Below are 19322 nucleotides of genomic sequence, written 5' to 3'. Positions count from 1 at the left end.
CTCGCTCGGAAACCGCCTCGATCAGCGCGGTCGCGGCGCCAGACCCGCGCGACTCTGGCTGTACGTAGAGGTCATCGAGGTACCACTCGGCGGCTGCGGTGAACGTGTCGGGCAGTTGGCGGTAGTGCGCGAATCCGATCACCTCGCCCCGGTCGACGGCCACGACCGCGCAGACATCAGCCTCGGCATCCATCAACCACGACCAGACCCCATTGAGCACAGCTTCGGAGAAGTCGGCCTTGTAGAACACGCCGTAGTCGGCAAACAACGTGTGCCACACATCGCGGTCGCCTTCATGGATGTCGCGAACTTCTGTCATCGAATCTCCTCAGGTCGTGCGGGGTCAGCCTTGCCCAGCGACGTCGGCTAGCGCGATATCGCGCACCTCGATCGACTCAGATTCCACGAACTCTACGCTGGCGATGCGTCCCACGGCGCAGAGATCACCCAAGCCGGACTCCAGGATCGCGGGTCCGGTGATGATTGCCGACGTCACGTCGGTCTTCTGCGATGCCTTGGCGTCTGTCTTCGCCCGGCGAATTCCGATGAGGGCCTCGCTCACCGCGCCGAGCAGTCCGCTGGGTGCCACGGTCACGCCGGTGTCGTCTGCCGTGGGCCAGGCCGAGGTGTGGATCGAGTCGTCGTGGGTCCAGCTCCACACCTCTTCGGTCGCGAAGGGCAGATACGGGGCGAAGAGGCGCATCAACACGTCTACGGCGGTGCGCAGGGCGGTGGCAGCGCTGGCCTGGCCCTGGGGGGTGGCCGCGCCGTACGCCCGCTCCTTGACGAGCTCGAGGTAGTCGTCGCAGAAGGTCCAGAAGAATTTCTCGCTGACCTCGAGAGCTTTGGCGTGGTCGAACTCCTCGAGCGCTGTCGTCGCCGTGGCGATCACAGAATTAAGCTCGGCGAGCATGTCGATGTCAAGCGGTTCGGTGATCGCGCTGGTCAAAGAGCCGGTCGCACCGTGGCTTTCCGCTTCCTCTGCGCCGGCCTCCGGGACATCAGTTTCCGGGACGCCTCCCCCCGGAAGACCGGCCTCCGGGAAGGAGTAGACGAACTTCGCGGCATTCAGGATCTTGATTGCCAGTCGACGCCCGATTTTGATCTGCTTGGGGTTCTGCGGGTCGAACGCAGCATCGGTGCCGAGCCTGCTGGACGCCGCCCAGTACCGCACCGCGTCGGAACCATATTCGTTAAGCATGCCCTTCGGTGTCACCACATTGCCCTTGGACTTCGACATCTTCTTGCGATCAGGGTCGACGATGAAACCGGAGACGCCCGCGTTCTCCCACGGGATCTTCCCTTCCTCCAGTTCCGCGCGAAGCACTGTCGAGAACAGCCAGGTGCGGATGATGTCCTGGCCCTGGCTGCGCAAGGAGTACGGGAACACCAGGCCAAACAGCTCCGGATCGGTTACCCACCCCCCGGCGATCTGCGGGGTAAGGGAGGAGGTGGCCCAGGTGTCCATGATGTCGAGCTCGCCCACGAAAGTGATGCCGCGGTCGGCTTCGGTGAACCCGCCGGGAACGTCCGAGGATGGGTCGACGGGCAGCCGATCTTCGGAGGGAACGATCGGCTCGCCTTTTTCACCTTCGGCATCCAGGTGGTACCACACCGGGATGGGCACACCGAAGAAGCGTTGTCGTGAGATCAGCCAGTCGCCGGTGAGGCCGCCAACCCAGTTCTCGTACCGTACTCGCATGTGTTCAGGGGTGAATCCGATCCGCCTGCCGGCCTCGATGAGGCGCGCCCGCAGGTCGGCATCCCGTGCACCGTTTTTGATGTACCACTGGCGAGTGGAGATGATTTCGAGAGGCTTGTCGCCTTTTTCGAAGAATTTCACAGAGTGGATGATCGGCCGTGCGTCACCGATCATCTCGCCGCTCCCCTTCAGCAGTTCGACCATCTTCGCTTTGGCGCTGAAGACGGTCTTACCTGCCAGCTCGGCAAAGGCGGCTTTCGCGTCATCCGTCACGATCGCGTCGGGAGCGTCGCTGACGATTCGGCCATCAGCACCGATGATGGTGCGGTTGGGCAGGTCGAGCTCACGCCACCACACAACATCGGTCACGTCCCCGAACGTGCAGATCATGGCGATGCCGGATCCCTTGTCTTTCTGGGCAAGGTGGTGGGCAACGATCGGCACTTCGACACCGAAAATGGGAGTGGTGACGGTCGTACCGAACAGCGATTGATAGCGCTCGTCGTCGGGATGCGCCACCAGGGCAACGCAGGCCGCGAGCAGTTCCGGGCGGGTGGTCTCGATATGCACGTCGTCGCCATCGGCGCGGTGAAACGCGAGCCGGTGATAGGCGGCGGGCTGCTCTTTATCTTCGAGTTCGGCCTGGGCAACTGCAGTTCGGAAGGTCACGTCCCAGAGCGTCGGAGCCTCGGCCTGGTAGGCCTCGCCCCGAGCGAGGTTTCGCAGGAACGCGCGCTGGGCTGCGAGCTGAGCCTCGTGGCCGATTGTGCGGTAGGTGAGGTTCCAGTCGACGCTCAGGCCGAGTTGGCGCCAGAGGTCTTCGAATTGCTTCTCGTCTTCGGCGGTGAGGGTTTCACAGAGCTCGATGAAGTTGCGACGCGAGATCGGGAGTTGATCTGCGGCCTTGGACGATGCAGTGTCTCCGCCCTGCAGAGGGGGAACGAATGTGGGGTCATAGGGGAGGGTCGGGTCGCACCGCACGCCGTAGTAGTTCTGCACACGCCGCTCGGTAGGCAGCCCGTTATCGTCCCAGCCCATGGGGTAGAAGATGTGCTTGCCGCGCATCCGCTGGAACCGGGTGATTAGGTCCATGTGGGTGTAGCTGAACACGTGCCCGATGTGCAGGCTGCCCGAGGCCGTAGGGGGAGGGGTATCGACGGAGAACAACTCGGACGAACCCGCAGCGACTGCGGCATCACGGTCGAATTGATAGGTGCCACGGGTTTGCCATGCGGGAGCCCATTTGCCTTCGAGGCCTTCGAGGGCGGGCTTCTCGGGAATTGAGTGGGCGCTCGTGGCGGCGATGTCGGATGGCATGGGTGCTCCAATTCGATATGTGCGGCACCGAGTCTGTATCGCTATCCGTATCGGATGAAGCGATGGGGTGCCTGAGTGTGACTGTCGAGACGATTCTACCCGGGCCGCCTCCGCCGCCCTCCCGCCGAGCTACGTTCGCAACTCCGCGAACAGCGCGCTCTTGCTCACCAGGCGACGCAGCTTCTGTTCCGGGTCTTGCGACCGCGGCGGTTTCAGCCAGTAGCCGTCGTCAAGGCGGATGATTCGCCAGTGGTTGTTGTGCAGCAGCATGTGGTGATGTCGGCATAAGAGCACTCCATCGGCAACGTTGGTGAGCCCGCCATCACGTACCCATTCGTTGATGTGATGCACTTCGGAGGCGGACGGGGGTCTCGTGCAGTCAAGGAAGATGCACCCGCCGTCTCGGACGGAGATCACCAGCCGTTGGTTATCGCTGAAGAGCCGCTGGGTGCGGCCGAGATCGATGACCTGGTGCTTGCGGTCAAATTTGATGCCGATAAAGCCGGTATCGCAGATGAACCGATCAACGGTCGACCTTGAAACGGGTTGGCTATCGCCCTCGATGAACCCATGGCCATCCGGCGTTGACAGGGCCTGCTCGGTCACCACCACGCGAACGGCGGGTCGGCGTGTGCCGAAGAGGGTGCTTGGGTCAGCGTCTACAGCCAGTCGGACCATTTCTACGAAGGCATCGGCGAGCAGCTGGTCGTTGGTGCGGGGGTCGGCGACGATGGCATCGGCCCGGGCTGCGGCCGTCGCATCCACAAATCGAACTCCGCGCCGTGGGGCGATGATGGCGTCAAGTGCCGTGAACACGTGCTGCCCGCCCTCAGGGTCTAGGAGGAACGAACCCTGGTACATGCCATCGTCGCGTACCCAGCGCTTCAGATACCGATTGTCGCGACTCTGCTTCTCGCGACGGGAGATGCCGGCCTCGTCGAGACGATCGCGGGCCGAGCGGGCTTCGCGAGTTAGCTCGTCAACGGATACTGACGGCGCCCGCGTGATTAACCGCTCGCATTCTGCGAGAAGATCAGCCGCGGGTGCTGCATCGGCTACGGGCCCCAGCCCCCGCCGAATCGCATCAACCGCAGCTATCGAAAGCGACCCTGCTGCGAGGGTGGAAGCCAGTGCCGACTCCCACAGAGTAGGGAGGGTAGAGGCCATCAGGATGCCTGCGGAGACCAGCCGTTTAGCCTCGACTTTGGTTACCGGAGACAGCGTTTGCAACATTGCCTCAGTGCTGCCGAATCCGCTGCGCTGTGCGAGACCTGAGTAGCCAGCCTCTCGGGAGGATCGCCGCTCGATCTCGCCAGCGATGAAGGCGGCGTACACGTCGGAGTGGCGACGATGCTCGGTGAGCAGGCTATGGGCGGCGAGAAGTGCGTTATCAGGTAGGGCGGCGACAGCAGCGGAATCCACCCCGAACGCCATAACCGACTGTGCGGTGCTGGCGAATGATTCGGTGAAGGACATGCTCCATTCTCTCACATTCGAAGTTATATTCGAAGAGAAATCCTACAAAATCAACAACTTTTTGAAGTGGCGCCTGTGGAGGACAAGACGGCGGGATGTCGATCGGCCGAGGCCGCTGCATCGTTCGACTGAAATACAGGCCAGTCCGCAATCGCTCGAAAGGATGCGATAGAGCTCTCCACAGTGGCCGCCGCGGGGAATTGACTGAGCGATCAACTGACGCACAGCGCCTTGCGATTCGGCGGTACTTCCCGGTCTCGGAGCGGGACATTCCCTCCGCTGCCCTCTGGGAGCTTTGGTCGCGCACTCACCGTGCCAGTCCGTCACCTCCGTAGAATCCCCACTGCGAATCGCTCGACCACAGGTCAGCGCACGCCCTATGCTGTCGTCGTCCGGGCATTCCCGATCGACGGCACGGAGAGCACAATGAGCGACGACGACCGAACCCGAAAATTTGATCTGCCGGAAGACGCCAACCCCACCGAATTGTTGGTCACTCCGCCCGTCGACACTCCGCCGGCCGAGGTCAGTGATGCTCCTCGCTCACGCAGGCGCATCATTGTCTTCGCGATGATCGGCGCACTCCTGTTGGCCGCGCTCGTCATTGCACTCATCACGCTGCTCACGCGGGGTTCGGCGGCTCCGGTCACAGCGCCGTCGGCGTCCCCATCCGCATCCCCGTCCTCGAGCGCCACGCCCGCATCAACGCCCAGTGCGACGCCGACGACATCCGCCCCAGCGGAGCCCACCGTGGCGCCCCCTCCTCCGCCCGCCACCAGTGCGGCGATCGAAAGCTTTGAGACGACCACACCGACGGTGTTCTGCAATACCGCTGTTCCGTCACCGCAGTACATCTCTTTCAGCTGGTCGTCGACCAACGCCAATTCAGTGGAGTTCGGTGTTGTCGAGAACGGCACATCCACTGCCTACTTTCTTAACCTGCCACCCAGCGGAGACAACAGTGATTTCCCGGGTGACAATGCCAACTTCGCCTATGGATGCCCGCAGGCCAGCATCACGTATTATCTGAGGGTCGTCGGCTCAGACGGCAAAGAGGATCTCGAGGCCATCACCGTCGAGAACACCGGCGATAAGGGCTGACCTGCCGCTAGGGACATTCGCTGGTAGTTCGTTGGGGAAGTCGTCATCCGCTCACTATCTGCGCAGTTTTGGGGCGACTGCGGTGCGGCGCGCGTACGCACGTGTCCCAAAGGTGCGCAGAAGCCGCGGGGGAGGCGCAGAAGCGGCGGGGCGGCGGGGCGGCGGGGCGGCGCAAGCAAAACCGGCCCCGACCTACGGCGAGGTCCGTGTCGGTCGTGGTGACCGAACCTCACCAGCGAATATCAGACGCAGAACGCTAGGTCAGGATCGGATCCTCATCCACCGCCCTGGTCCAGCGTGAGGCGATGACCGCACACACCAGGGTGATGAGGGAGATGGCCGCGAGCACCACTCCGGGGTGCCACCAGGCGCCCTCCGTCGCGATCGACAGGCCCTGCGTGGCAAAGGGAATGATGCCCGACAGCGCCGCCGCGACCGCGTAGGCAATCGATAGAGCGCTGTACCTGACCGGCCCGCCGAAGATATTCGCCATCAGCCCGCCGAGGCCCGCCCACGCAAGGGTCGGAAGGATCCCGCCGATGATCATCGTCGCGACCAGGACGTCAAAGGTCGCGAACTGCAGCAGGAAGTACATCGGGAACGCGATGAGGAGCGTGCCAATCGCCCCGATCACGACGACCCGAGCCGAACCGATGCGGTCGGCCAGCACTCCGAACAGCGGGATGGTGACGAGTTGCAGAAGGCTGCCGAGCAGGGTGGCGAGCGCGAGATCGGGGTATGAGAATCCGAGCACGCTGATGCCATAACCGATGGTGTACGTATTCATGAGCGAGTACGACCCGATCCCGAGCATGGCGGCGCCGACGGCGACCAGGATCGCGATCGGGTAACGGCGGAAGGCGGCTAGAACCGGGATACGCTCGCGCTTCTTCTCGGCCACGAGGCTGGTAAAGACCGGAGTCTCATCAATGGCAAGTCGAAGGTAGAGCGATACGGCCAACAGTGGGAAAGCAAGCAGGAAAGGAATCCTCCAGCCCCAGGCCAGCATCTCGTCGGCGCCGATGATGCTCGGCAGCAGCAGTAGCAGTGCCCCGGTGAGGATCGTGCCGACGGGCGAGCCCAGCTGCGGCAGGGCGGCGTACAGGCCGCGGCGTTTCGGCTCGGCATGCTCGACGGCGATCAGGATGCCACCACCCCACTCGCCGCCCAGTGACAGCCCCTGCACCACCCGCAGCAGCAACAGCAGCAGCGGGGCGGCAATGCCGACCGTGCTGAAGTCGGGGAGTAGGCCGATCAGGCCCGTGGCGACTCCCATAATCGTGATGGTGATGAGCAGCGTGCGCTTGCGCCCGATGCGGTCACCCAGGTTGCCGAAGATCACCGCACCGATGGGCCGCACAATGAAGGCGACCGCAATGACGGCGAACGATCCGAGGAGACCCGCAGCCGGGTCGAGTTCGGGGAAGAACAGGGCGGGCGCGAAGATCGCGCTGAAGTACGCGAAGACGTAGAAGTCGAATGATTCGAGGGAGGAGCCGACGAGGGCCGCCCAGACCGCCTTTCGGGCGGCGCTGCGATCGAAATGTGGGGTGGATGGTGCTTCTGGAGTGGTTGGCGCTTTGCCACTGGTGATGGTCACACAGGGTCAAGCCTCCGCGCACTCCTCGCATTCCCCAAAATGGTTGTTATAGCGCAAATATAACAATAGGATCGCCGCATGCTGATGAAAGTGGATGCCGCATCACCGGTGCCGCTCTTCGAACAGCTCGCTGCCTCCGTCCGGAGCGAGGTGAGCAGGGGAGCGTTGCTGCCGGGGGACCGACTGCCCTCCGCCAGGGAGGTGGCCGCATCCCTCACCATCAACGTGCACACCGTGCTGCGCGCCTACCAGCAGCTGCGTGACGAGGGGCTTGTTGACCTGAGACGCGGGCGCGGCGCCGTCGTCACGGATAAGGCCAGACAGTACGAGCCCATCTCTCTCGCGCTTCCCACCCTGATCGCCGAAGCCAAACGGCTCGGTCTTAGCTCATCGGCGCTCGTTGCGCTGGTTCGAGAGGAATACAACACATGAAACGACTGCCGCGTTCCGTTCTTATCGTCGGTGTCATCGCGCCTGTGGTTATCACCCTGGCTGCATCCGGCGTCGCGGCTTCCTGGTTCCCGCTGCTGCCAGCTACCGTAGCCATCCACTGGGATGCCAGCAATCGGCCCAACGGTTTCACGACGCCACTCGGATTTCTGCTGACAATCGGGGTGATGAGCGTGGCGCTCGCCGCACTTTTCGCCGGAATCGTCGCGGGAACGGCCGAGGGCGGGCTCAGTATCCGGCACAAGCTTCTTCTGCTGGTGTCACCATTCATTACGGTACTGCTGATGACCATCACGCTGGTGTCGCTCGCCACACAACGAGGGCTAGTGGATGCCGCGGCCGCCCCCAGCCCGGTGGGCGCCATCATTCCCGGACTCCTCCTGGGCCTCGTGGCCGCCGTCATCGGCTGGTTCCTGTTACCCAGGGCGCGCCCGGCTGATGACCAGTACGCCACGAGTCCAACACCCACCGCCCTCACGCCGACCGACCGAGTGCTGTGGACACGCTCAGTGAGGTCGCCGTGGTGGCTGATCGCGCTCGTGTCGGGCATCGCTGTGCTCGTCATCATTCCGGCCGTCATCGTGCCGAGTCCAGCTCTATGGGTCTGGCTGTTAGCCATTCCCCTTGCTCCGGCCCTGCTGCTGGGAACCCTCGTCTGGCGGGTGCACGTCGATAACGCAGGGGTGCTCGTGCGGTCGTTCATGGGGTTTCCGCGTTTTCGACTGCGACTGGCCGATATCGAAAGCGCGTCGGTACCGGTCGTGAATCCGCTGGTGGAGTTCGGAGGATGGGGAATCCGATTCGGTGCGGGGCGCAGGGTCGGCATAATCCTCGGCGGCGGAGATGCGCTGGAGGTGCACCGCACGAACGGCAGCAGCCTGGTGGTGACGGTCGGAGACGCGGTGGGTGCCGCATCCCTCATCAATGGGTTGGTTGCTCGCGCTAGACTTAGGGCATAACGACGCTGATCCGGCTATCACCGGGAAGTCCTCGGAAGAAATGCGGGCAACCGCACGTAGAACCGAGCGGGTAAGCCCGTCACAGCAGTCCGAGTGGCTCTTGAACGTAAGGGCAAGCGGGGTGGTACCGCGGCAGCAATGTCGTCCTCGTGTTGACAAAACACAGGAGCCGCACATGTCGTACCCCCGCCACACCCCCGACGAGCCAGTCGTCCCGTCGCCGCGTTTTCCGGCGATCGAAGAGCGCGTGCTCGATTTCTGGAAACAGGATGCCACGTTCCAGGCATCCATCGACCGTCGCGAGGGCGCACCGGAGTGGGTCTTCTACGATGGCCCGCCGTTCGCCAACGGGCTTCCCCACTACGGGCACCTGCTGACCGGATACGCCAAGGATCTTTTCCCTCGCTTTCAGACCATGCGAGGCAAGCAGGTGCACCGACGCTTCGGCTGGGATACCCACGGGCTGCCCGCAGAACTCGAGGCTATGCGCCAATTGGGCATCACTGAGAAGAGCCAGATCGAACAGATGGGCATCGCGGTCTTCAATGCGAAGGCCCGTGAGTCGGTGCTGGCGTATACGAAGGAATGGCAGGACTATGTGACCCGCCAGGCGCGCTGGGTCGACTTCGACAACGACTACAAGACGCTTGACGTGTCGTTCATGGAATCGGTCATCTGGGCGTTCAAGCAACTGCATACGAAGAACCTGGCCTACGAGGGCTTCCGGGTGTTGCCGTACTGCTGGCACGATGAGACCCCGCTCTCCAACCACGAACTGCGCATGGATGACGATGTCTACACGATGCGCCAGGACCAGTCGGTCACCGTCACCTTCGCCCTCGACGGCCCCAGGGCCGAGAGTCTCGGCCTGACCGCCGTGAAGGCGCTCGCCTGGACTACCACACCCTGGACGCTTCCCACGAATATGGCGCTCGCGGTGGGCCCTGACATCGACTATTCGGTCGTGCCATCGGGCCCGCTGGGTGCCGGCGACGGTTCTGCTGAGGGGGTCGCCGACTTTCTTCTGGCCACCGACACGGTCGCGGCGTATGCCAAAGATCTCGGCTACGACTCGGGGGCGGCAGCCGCGACCGCCGTCACCAGGACGTTGAAGGGCCGTGAACTCGAGGGGGTGCGCTACGCCCGTCTGTGGGACTACTACGCAGACACCGACGAGTGGGGCACACAGAATGCGTGGCAGATCCTGGTCGCAGACTACGTCGCGACCGGCGAGGGCACCGGAATTGTGCACCAGGCCCCCGCCTATGGTGAAGACGACCAACTCGTCTGTGCCGCGGCGGGCATTCCGGTCATCCTGTCGGTCGATGATGGCGGAAGATTCCTGCCCATCATCGAGGATGTCGCTGGCCTGCAGGTGTTCGATGCGAATAAGCCGCTCATCCGCAAGCTTCGCGACGATGCTCGCCTCCTTCGGGTTGCCAGTTACGAGCACAGCTACCCGCACTGCTGGCGCTGCCGCAACCCGCTGATCTACAAGGCCGTGTAGAGCTGGTTCGTGAAGGTGCCCGAATTTCGCGACCGTATGGGTGAACTCAACCAGCAGATCAACTGGGTGCCCGATAACGTCAAAGATGGCCAGTTCGGCAAGTGGGTCGGCAATGCACGCGACTGGTCGATCAGCCGTAACCGCTACTGGGGCAGCCCCATCCCGGTATGGAAAAGTGACGACCCGGATTATCCGCGAATCGACGTCTACGGCTCGCTGGCCGAAATCGAAGCCGACTTCGGCAGGCTGCCACTCAACGAGACCGGCGAGCCAGACCTGCACAGGCCGTACATCGATGAGCTGACCAGGCCCAACCCCGACGACCCTACGGGTTCCTCGACCATGCGCCGCATCGAGGATGTGCTTGACGTCTGGTTCGACAGCGGATCCATGCCCTTCGCGCAGGTGCATTACCCGTTCGAAAATCGGGAGTTCTTCGAGGCTCATAATCCCGCCGATTTCATCGTCGAATACATCGGGCAGACTCGCGGTTGGTTTTACATGCTGCACGTGCTCTCGACCGCGCTCTTCGACAGGCCTGCGTTCAGAAACGTCATCAGTCACGGCATCGTGCTGGGCAGCGACGGTCAAAAGATGTCGAAGAGCCTGCGCAACTATCCCGACGTCAACGAGGTCTTCGATCGCGACGGCGCCGATGCCATGCGCTGGTTCCTGATGTCGTCCTCGGTCATTCGCGGCGGCAACCTCGTCGTCACCGAGGAGGGCATCCGAGCCGGTGTGCGTGAACTCATGCTCCCGCTATGGAGCACGTATTACTTCTTCGCCCTCTACGCCAACGCGTCTGCTCACGAATCGGTTCGACGCACCGACTCCGAGAACCTGCTCGACCGATACATTCTGGCCAAGACCGGCGAATTGGTTCGGGATGTCACGGCCGACCTTGAGGCACTCGACAGCCCCATCGCCGCCGCCAGGCTTCGCGATTTCGCCGATGTTCTGACGAACTGGTACGTCAGGCGCAGCCGTGACCGGTTCTGGCAGGGTGATGTGGATGCGTTCGACACTCTCTTCACCGTGCTCGAGACCCTCACCCGCGTGGCCGCGCCCCTGATTCCGCTGATAGCCGAGGAGGTCTGGCGAGGGCTCACCGGTGGGCGCAGCGTGCACCTCACTGACTGGCCCGAGGCCGGCGAGTTCCCGGCAGACCACGAGCTGGTCGCCGAGATGGACTATGTGCGTGAGGTCGCGTCCGCGGGCCTTGCGCTGCGCAAGAGTCGCTCGCTGAGGGTGCGACTGCCCCTGGCACAGCTGACGATCGTCACCACACGCAGCAACTGGTTCGACGGCGTGCAGGGCATCCTGGGCGACGAGTTGAACCTGAAAGCCGTCGACTTTACCTCCCTTGAGGAAGGATCCCTGGAGGCATTCGGCATCACTCGTAAGCTCACCGTGAATGCGCGGGCGCTGGGGCCGCGCCTCGGTAGGCAGGTGCAGCAGGTCATCCAGGCCGCGAAAGCCGGGGATTGGGCCGTTCGCGGCTCCGACGGCGTCACCGCCGGGTCGGTGGAACTGTTCGCGGGCGAGTTCGAGCTCGAGCTGCAGGCGGCCGATGAGAAGAGCGCTATTGCTTTCCTCGGCGACGGAGGGTTCATTGTCCTCGACACGCGGTCGACACCCGAGCTCGAAGCGGAGGGGCTCGCGCGCGACCTGATCCGTGCCATCCAGGACACCAGGAAGGCGGCGGGTCTCGACGTCAGCGACCGCATCACGATGTCGATCTGTGGCTCGTCCGAATCCGACATCGCCGCCCTTGAGCAGTTCGCCGACACCATTGCGGCCGAGACCCTGTCGCTTGAGACGGGCTTCTCGGTCTCACCAGACCCTGAGATGTCGATGCTCGACTCGGCGGTCGGCTCACAACGTGCAACGCTTAGAGTCGGCCAATACGCGAACGACGGAGTGCTGGTCATCGATGTCTGGAAATCGGGAGAAGTGAATGTCTGACAGGGATGGATTCGGTCGCGACGACGACGGTCTCGACGGTGACCTCGGGCGTGGGGACGAGTTCGACGACAGCGACCTCGGAGACGACGATGCCAACCCTCTGGCCGACCTGAGCCCGTTCGCCGACGGCAGCGAGGGCACCAACCTCGACGACGACTCCGACTTCGAGCTCGAGGACGCCGAGTACCAGGACGATGCAGACCGCGTCTACGAAGAACTGCTGGCTCGAATCGGCGAGGCGGCACCCCAGCCGCGCCTCGAGGCCACGCGGCGAGCGGTCGAGCTACTCGGTGATCCGCAGCGCACCTACCCGATCGTGCATGTGACGGGCACGAACGGCAAGACGTCGACGAGTCGCATCACCGAGAGCATTCTCAGGGCGTATGGGCTGCGCACCGGTCTCATGACGAGCCCGCACCTGCGTCGAGTAAATGAGCGAATCATGATCGATGGACTACCCATCTCGAACCGCGCGCTGGCCGCAAACTGGGCAGACATTCGGCCCTTCATCGACATGGTCGATGCCGAGCTGATCGCGGGCTCCGAAGAGCCGCTGACCTTCTTTGAGGCCCTCACGGTGCTGGCGTTCGCCAGCTTCGCCGACGCGCCCGTCGATGTGGCCGTAATCGAGGTTGGTATGGGTGGCGAGTGGGATTCGACCAATGTCGGCGACGGGCAGGTTGCGGTGTTTACCCCCATCGCGCTCGACCACACTCAGCGCCTCGGATCGACCGTGGCGGAAATCGCGCGCACGAAGTCCGGAATCATCAAGCCGGTCGCGGCCGTTGTCTCTGCCAGCCAGACGCCGGATGCCCTGGCCGAACTGGAGCGTGCCGCCGAGCTTACAGAATCGACGCTCGCCGTCGAAGGAACGGGCTTCGAGCTCGAGAGTTCGAGCGTCGCCATCGGCGGGCAGGTCATTTCCGTCCGGGGTCTCGCCGGCACCTACCGGGACCTGTTCCTGCCTCTGTTCGGCGATCACCAGGGTCATAATGCGGCTCTCGCCATCGCGGCGGTGGAGTCATTCCTCGGGGCCGGCACCCAGCCCCTCGTGGGCGACGTGCTCGCCGAAGGGCTGGCGACCGCGACCTCTCCCGGGCGCCTGCAGATCATCGGCACCGAGCCAACAGTGATCGTGGATGCCGCCCACAACCCACATGGGGCGGCCGCCCTCGCCGCGGCTCTGAAGACATATTTCACCTTCGATGAGATCGTCGTGGTGCTCGGTGTGCTGCAGGATAAGGATGCCCGCGGAATCATTGCCGCGCTGGCGCCGGTGACCACGCGATTCCATGCCACCCAGTCGCAGTCAGACCGCGCGGTCGCCTACGACGATCTGGCCGGGCTTGTGCTCGAGGCCACCCATGACGACGCGACGTATCAGTACGAGAGCGTGACGCAGGCGATGCAGGATGCCCGTGCGTGGGCGGTCGAAGCGCCCCGCCGCGCGGTCGTCGTCACCGGCTCGATCACACTCGTGGGTGAGGCGATCGAGCTCGCGGCAGCCGAGAAGTGGAAGCCGTGACCACGGCGGATCGGCCGACGCCGCCACGCGCCCGACGAGTGCGCTCGACCACGGAGTCGCTGCTGAGCATCGTGCTCGTGCTCGAGGCCGTGCTGCTGTTCTTCGTCACGCTGACGGTGTTCGGTCTTAGGGTGCTGCCGGCCGTTCCGACCTTTGTGGGTGGGGGAGTGCTGATCGTCGCGCTCATCCTCGGTGGACGCGCCCTGCGCCACCCGTGGGGCGTCTGGTGGGGATGGGTACTTCAGGCCGCGCTCATCGCCACTGGCCTTGTGCTGACTGCCATGTACTTCGTCGCACTTGCGTTCGTGGCGATCTGGGTCTACTGCTTCGTGAAGGGTCGCCAGATCGACAAGCAGCGCGCGGCGTTCGATAACCCCAACCAAGGAGACACTCATGCCCGTTGAAGAAACTCTCGTTCTTGTCAAGCCCGACGGGGTTGCTCGCAACCTGACCGGCGAGATCCTGCGTCGCATCGAAGCGAAGGGATACCAGCTGGTCGATATCAGGATGGTCGAAGCCGATCTCGATCTGCTGGCCGCCCATTACGAGGAGCACCAGGGTAAGCCGTTTTACGAGCCGCTGGTCGAGTTCATGATGAGCGGCCCCGTGGTGGCGCTGCGCATCGCGGGCAACCGGTGCATCGAGGGGTTCCGTGCGCTGGCCGGCACCACCGACCCGACCACGGCAGCGGCCGGGACGATCCGAGGTGACCTCGGTCGCGACTGGGGTCTGAAGGTGCAGCAGAACCTCGTGCACGGCAGCGATTCGCCCGAGTCCGCCGCGCGCGAGCTCGCCCTCTGGTTCTAGCGGATACACCTGCGCCCGCGCCCCGGCACAGGCCCCCGCGAGCCCCGGCAAATCGTGCGTCTTGCGGCGTTCAGTGCACTTTTGGCGGGTCTCGACGGCATTAGGTTCGCAAGCGCCGCGTGTGCGCACTACAGCGTCGCGAGCACGTCCAGGCGCAGCTGCGCGACGATCGCGATGATGAGGTACCCGCCGATAGTGATCGCCGGAACCCAGCCGAAGAGCGCAGCCCCGAGCCGCTGCATCCTGTCACCGAAAATGCCCTCGCGGGCGGTGAAGAGTGTCAGTGTCCAGAACAGCGGGATCGTCGCGGCCCACACCACCATGCACCACGGGCACAGTGTACTCAGCGCGAAAATGCTCTGGTATGACAGCCATAGGCAAAACCCGAATGCGCCGAGCACGCCGAGGTTTAGGGCTATCCAAAACCATCGGGCAAAGTGTGCCCCGGCGAGGAGTGCGACTCCGACGGCGATGGGGGCGACGAAGCCGGTGACACCAAGGATGGGGTTAGGAAAGCCGAAAATGGCGCCCTGCCACGAGCCCAGGTTCGCGCCACACTGCACGATCACGCTGATGTTGCAGTCAAGGTCTGCCTGGGGGTTCCTGAGCACCTCCAACTTATCGAGCACCAGCCTGAAGGCGGCGTACCAGCCGATGGCACCGGCGACAATGAGCACGATGGCCATCGGAAGCGAGCGGCGCGTGGCTAGGGGCTGGGTCATGATCGGATTATCGCACGCGTCAAATACGTCCGAACTGAGAATGCGTGCGATAATCGGAACCAGCCATTCGAGCCGCGCTCGTTCTGGCACCAAATACAGTTTTACCGGGCACAAAACCGGGCCGGGAATGCGGTGCAGCGCTGTGGAAGCGCCGAACCGCCCGAGGCGGATAGCAAGTTCCGTTCAATAGTGACAAAGACGAATAGTGACACAAGACTTAGAAGCAGTGACATAAGACTTAGAAGCACAGGACGTCGCGATACAAGCACGAATGCAGCGCGAGCAGCTCCTCAGGGGGCAGGCCGGCGGCATGACCTGAAGAATTGGCAGCGATTTTCCGCAAAACACGCGGAATTTAGCGCACGAGAGAGTTCCCGGTGGGCGGCGCGGTCGTCCACCTGGGTGAGGAGTACGCCAGCAATGGTGAATACACACGACAACAGCGCGGAAAGCCCGAAGAAGAGAAGCCGTTTATTCGGTGGTCGAAAGGCAGCTCGGGACGCCGCGGCTGCTACCGCGGCCTCCGTTGAAGCTCCGCTGGCTGACGCCCCACAAGCACCGCCTCACGAGGGTGAAGCTCTGCCGGCCCAGGCGAAGGACGCACCACTGCAGGCGCCGCCCGAGAAGCGCAACCCACCCCGCACCCAGACGCAGGCGAAGTCGGTGGATGCCGCATCCATCGTCAGCGTCCCCGATGAGTCGGTCGAACCGACTCCGGTCACCCCTACCAGGGCTCGCCCCAGCACATCGCTGCTGTTTCAGGCCCCTGACCTTCCCCCGATGCCGGAGCGTGCGCCGGGCCGCGAAAGCAACGGCCGCGAGCGTCGCGACAACAACGACCGCGGCGACCAGAGCGACCGCGGTGGCCCACATGACCACGGCGACCAGAGTGACCACGATAACGCCGACGACACCGGTACGGTCCGGCGTCGCTCGCGTCGTCGCCCGGGTGACGAGGCCCGCCCCGGTGATGAGGCACCCAACACGGTCGTGCGTGTCCGCCAGCCACGCCCCGAGCCCGTCGTCAGCAACGAACCCACTCGCATCAAGGGTTCCACCCGACTCGAGGCCAAAAAGCAGCGTCGCCGTGACGGCCGCGACGCTGGTCGGCGTCGGCCCGTAGTCACCGAGAGTGAATTTCTCGCGCGCCGCGAAAGTGTCGACCGGGTGATGGTTGTGCGGTCGAAGTTCGACCGCATCCAAATCGCTGTGCTCGAAGATGACGTACTGGTTGAGCACTACGTCGCGAAGGCGGCGGAGGCGAGCCTGATCGGCAACGTGTACCTCGGTCGCGTGCAAAACGTGCTGCCCAGCATGGAGGCGGCGTTCGTGGATATCGGCCGTGGCCGTAATGCCGTCCTATATTCAGGCGAGGTCGACTGGGATGCCGCCGCGCTCGAGTCTGGCGAAGGCAAGACCCAGGCGCGCCGCATCGAACTCGCGCTCAAGCCGGGCGACCGTGTGCTCGTCCAGGTCACAAAAGACCCGGTCGGCCATAAGGGTGCGCGCCTGACCAGCCAGGTGAGCCTCCCGGGCCGCTACCTGGTCTACGTTCCCAACGGATCCATGAGCGGCATCAGCCGAAAACTGCCCGACACCGAGCGTTCGCGCCTCAAGAAAATCCTCAAAGAGGTGCTGCCCGAGAACGTGGGCGTCATCGTGCGCACTGCCGCCGAAGGCGCCACCGAGGAGCAGTTGACTCTTGACGTGCAGCGCCTGACCAGCCAGTGGGCCGAGATCAGCCGCCAGGTCGAGACGCAGCAGGCTCCCGCTCTGTTGCACTCCGAGCCCGACCTGTTGATCAAGATTGTTCGGGATGTCTTCAACGAGGACTTCCAGAAGCTGGTCGTTGACGGTGATGACGCGAAAGCGACGATCGAGGGCTACCTGAATGCGGTTGCTCCCGACCTGTCTGAGCGCGTGCAAAGCTACGACGACACGAACCTGGACTCTTTCGTTAAGTTCCGTGTTACGGAGCAGATCGAGAAGGCTCTCGACCGCAAGGTCTGGCTGCCTTCCGGTGGCTCGCTGGTCATCGACCGCACCGAGGCTATGACGGTTGTCGACGTCAACACCGGAAAGTTCGTCGGCTCCGGCGGAAACCTGGAAGAGACCGTCACGAAGAACAACATCGAGTCTGCCGAAGAGATTGTGCGTCAGCTCCGGTTGCGTGACATCGGTGGCATCATCGTCATTGACTTCATCGATATGGTGCTGGAGTCGAATCGTGACCTCGTCCTCCGCCGCCTCGTCGAGTGCCTCAGCCGTGACAGGACCAAGCATCAGGTCGCCGAGGTCACCAGTCTCGGCCTGGTGCAGATGACACGCAAGAAGCTCGGCCTCGGACTGCTCGAGACCTTCAGCGAGGCGTGCGAGGTGTGTTCGGGCCGCGGTGTCGTCGTGCATCACGACCCGGTAACGAAGCATCGCCAGCAGCAGCAGACGGCCCAGCCCGCGGCTGACGGAAACAGCCGTCGCGGGCGCAATCGCAACGGCGGTGGCAACAGTGGTGGCAACGGAAATGGCCCGTCGGCGCCATCCACCACGGTCAAGAACGGCATGGGTAGCGCTGGCACCCACGCGATCACCGAGGATGTGCGCAATGCGCTCGCCAGGGTTGCCGCGAGCACGGTGACTCATACCACCGAGATCCCCGTTCAACAGGCGGTTGTGTCCGCCGAGACACCGAAAGCCGAGACGCCGAAGACTGAGACGCCGAAGACCTTCGAACCACCGAAAGCCGAGACGCCGAAGACCTTCGAACCGCCGAAAGCCGACCTACCGAAAGCCGAAAAGCTCGCGGCCGAAGCCGCCGTCGCGATCCTCGACATCCCGGTGAAGAAAACGTCGCGTGCGCCGCGCAAGATCTCCACGCGCGACGCCGAACAGATTCTCGACTCAGTTCTGGATGCCCTTCCCGAGCCCAAGCAGCCTGGCCAGGGTCGCTCGCGCGTCTCTCGTCGTGTGTCATCGCCGGTCATCACGACCGACACCACCAGCGCCGAATAGGTCGCCAACGAGGCCGGCACCCGACCCGGGTGCCGGACCTGATGGAAGTCGCGAGATGCCCGTCGTGGCGCCGCACGGGCCGGTGTGCGGCACGGTGCCCCGGCACAGGACATCCTGGCTGGAGCGGCAGCCCAGCGCGGACCCAGCGCAGAGCGGTGCGCGGCACCGAGGGCGCAGCACCGACTGGTGAACGCTCAGCGGTCGCGCTGGGGCACTCGGAGACCGCTAGCCTCCAGCCGCCTCACAAACTCTCGCATGCTCACCGGCTGTGCGCCCCGCTCAACCAGCTCCGTCCAAAGACGGGCGGGAACGTCGTAGTGGTCGAGGTCGAATGATCTGCGAGGCACCCCAGCGGATGCCGCGAACTCGTGCAACTCGCTGAGTGAGGTGTCGCTCACGATGTGAGCCCACACCGTGTCGTGCGCCGGCCAGATCGGCTGGTCGATCAACACGGTCATCCGAAAATTCTAGGCGGCTAGGGTGGTGCTATGTCGATCTCGCTGAAGCAGCTTCTCCGCAGGCATGGCGCGTTCGTCTCCGGGATCACCGGTATCGCGGTGGTGGTGTTCTTGGTAGCGCAAGACATTGTGCGGTTGTTCGTTAACTATGTGGGCATCAGCGCCCTGGTTCCAGCCGACTTCGCCGTGCAGTCCTTCGGTTATGCACTGTTGCAGGCAATTCCGTTCGGCCTCGGGTTCTTCCTGAGCCTCTGGCTCGTCGCGCCGATCGCAGAAGAACTGCGGGTCGGTCATGTGCTCACTCGCGCAATACTGGCCACAGGGATCGCCTCCACAGTGCTCTTCATCGTGCTGGCCGTACTTGCCATCGTGGATGCGTTCTCCTCGGGTAATTCCCTGTTCGGCAATTCCTTCCCCAACCCTTTCGACGGGGACGGTGCCGCCCAGGGCCTCCTGCGCGCACTATCGTCGGCGATCAACACCTTTATCGCGCACCTGCCTCTGGGGGTCCTGGCGGGCATCCTGTTGTGGATTTGGCGCAAAGATCACCCCCCGAAACGGCCGCTTGAGGGAATCATCGACGTGTGACTCGCGTGACCCGCGACGAGGGCAGATCCGGTTTGACCGACCCCGGGCAGTCGAGTAGTCTTGACCCTTGGTGTCTGCTGGGCTGAGCCCGCACTGATCGCCAACAGCTTCCAGCACGGTGTTAGTTCACAAACGC

General features: G+C 63.7%; 14 protein-coding genes and 1 pseudogene. 9 read left to right on the top strand and 6 right to left on the bottom strand.

Annotation, left to right across the window (positions count from 1 at the left end):
* The 3 genes from RMN95_RS05550 to RMN95_RS05540 form a co-directional block, all read right to left on the bottom strand.
* Nucleotides 1-319, bottom strand: a 319-nt coding sequence (locus tag RMN95_RS05550; protein ID WP_309615953.1) for a GNAT family N-acetyltransferase, incomplete at its 3' end; no start/stop codon positions are given.
* A gap of 24 nt (nucleotides 320-343) precedes the next feature.
* Nucleotides 344-3019, bottom strand: a complete 2676-nt coding sequence (valS, locus tag RMN95_RS05545) for a valine--tRNA ligase (RefSeq protein ID WP_309615952.1) — start codon at nucleotides 3017-3019, stop codon at nucleotides 344-346.
* Nucleotides 3020-3148: 129 nt separating this feature from the next.
* The gene (locus RMN95_RS05540; RefSeq protein ID WP_309615951.1) at nucleotides 3149-4495 is read right to left on the bottom strand and encodes a DUF222 domain-containing protein; all 1347 of its coding nucleotides are present in this window, start codon (nucleotides 4493-4495) and stop codon (nucleotides 3149-3151) included.
* Between the two features lie 426 nt (nucleotides 4496-4921).
* On the opposite strand from RMN95_RS05540, the gene RMN95_RS05535 reads away from it, so the two are divergent.
* Complete coding sequence (locus tag RMN95_RS05535) at nucleotides 4922-5596, top strand: hypothetical protein (RefSeq protein WP_309615950.1); 675 nt, start codon at nucleotides 4922-4924, stop codon at nucleotides 5594-5596.
* Nucleotides 5597-5852: 256 nt separating this feature from the next.
* Here the strand turns inward: RMN95_RS05535 and RMN95_RS05530 are convergent, their stop codons facing one another.
* Nucleotides 5853-7196 carry an MFS transporter gene (locus RMN95_RS05530; RefSeq protein ID WP_309615949.1) on the bottom strand — a complete coding sequence of 448 codons (1344 nt, stop codon included), beginning with the start codon at nucleotides 7194-7196 and terminating at the stop codon, nucleotides 5853-5855.
* 78 nt (nucleotides 7197-7274) lie between these two features.
* Here RMN95_RS05530 and RMN95_RS05525 point away from each other — a divergent pair, with 78 nt between their 5' ends.
* The 6 genes and pseudogenes from RMN95_RS05525 (at nucleotide 7275) to ndk (ending at nucleotide 14409) form a co-directional block, all read left to right on the top strand.
* The gene (locus RMN95_RS05525) at nucleotides 7275-7628 is read left to right on the top strand and encodes a GntR family transcriptional regulator (RefSeq protein ID WP_309615948.1); all 354 of its coding nucleotides are present in this window, start codon (nucleotides 7275-7277) and stop codon (nucleotides 7626-7628) included.
* Nucleotides 7625-8605 (top strand): DUF1648 domain-containing protein, encoded by a 981-nt coding sequence (locus RMN95_RS05520; protein WP_309615947.1) that lies wholly within the window; start codon nucleotides 7625-7627, stop codon nucleotides 8603-8605. The genes RMN95_RS05525 and RMN95_RS05520 overlap by 4 nt, the downstream gene beginning before the upstream one ends.
* Nucleotides 8606-8780: 175 nt before the next feature.
* Nucleotides 8781-12077, top strand: a pseudogene (gene ileS, locus RMN95_RS05515) (isoleucine--tRNA ligase).
* Entirely contained in the window at nucleotides 12070-13602 is a 1533-nt protein-coding gene (locus RMN95_RS05510) for a folylpolyglutamate synthase/dihydrofolate synthase family protein (RefSeq protein WP_309615946.1), read from the top strand. Before ileS ends, RMN95_RS05510 begins: the two are co-directional and overlap by 8 nt.
* A complete protein-coding gene (locus RMN95_RS05505) occupies nucleotides 13599-14006 on the top strand; it encodes a DUF4233 domain-containing protein (protein ID WP_309615945.1) in 408 nt (135 codons plus the stop codon). The genes RMN95_RS05510 and RMN95_RS05505 overlap by 4 nt, the downstream gene beginning before the upstream one ends.
* Nucleotides 13996-14409 carry a nucleoside-diphosphate kinase gene (gene ndk / locus RMN95_RS05500; RefSeq protein ID WP_309615944.1) on the top strand — a complete coding sequence of 138 codons (414 nt, stop codon included), beginning with the start codon at nucleotides 13996-13998 and terminating at the stop codon, nucleotides 14407-14409. Before RMN95_RS05505 ends, ndk begins: the two co-directional genes overlap by 11 nt.
* A 128-nt stretch (nucleotides 14410-14537) precedes the next feature.
* Here the strand turns inward: ndk and RMN95_RS05495 are convergent, their stop codons facing one another.
* Nucleotides 14538-15131 (bottom strand): vitamin K epoxide reductase family protein, encoded by a 594-nt coding sequence (locus RMN95_RS05495; RefSeq protein WP_309615943.1) that lies wholly within the window; start codon nucleotides 15129-15131, stop codon nucleotides 14538-14540.
* Nucleotides 15132-15551: 420 nt separating this feature from the next.
* Here RMN95_RS05495 and RMN95_RS05490 point away from each other — a divergent pair, with 420 nt between their 5' ends.
* The gene (locus RMN95_RS05490; protein WP_309615942.1) at nucleotides 15552-18140 is read left to right on the top strand and encodes an Rne/Rng family ribonuclease; all 2589 of its coding nucleotides are present in this window, start codon (nucleotides 15552-15554) and stop codon (nucleotides 18138-18140) included.
* 194 nt (nucleotides 18141-18334) lie between these two features.
* Here the strand turns inward: RMN95_RS05490 and RMN95_RS05485 are convergent, their stop codons facing one another.
* Complete coding sequence (locus RMN95_RS05485) at nucleotides 18335-18598, bottom strand: DUF4031 domain-containing protein (RefSeq protein WP_309615941.1); 264 nt, start codon at nucleotides 18596-18598, stop codon at nucleotides 18335-18337.
* Between the two features lie 30 nt (nucleotides 18599-18628).
* Here RMN95_RS05485 and RMN95_RS05480 point away from each other — a divergent pair, with 30 nt between their 5' ends.
* Nucleotides 18629-19186 (top strand): hypothetical protein, encoded by a 558-nt coding sequence (locus RMN95_RS05480; protein WP_309615940.1) that lies wholly within the window; start codon nucleotides 18629-18631, stop codon nucleotides 19184-19186.
* Nucleotides 19187-19322: the final 136 nt, after the last annotated feature.

This window comes from Salinibacterium sp. (assembly GCF_031364185.1).
GTDB lineage: Bacteria > Actinomycetota > Actinomycetes > Actinomycetales > Microbacteriaceae > Rhodoglobus.
Note: the sequence above shows the minus strand (reverse complement) of the source record. Positions and strands in the feature narration are given on the sequence as shown.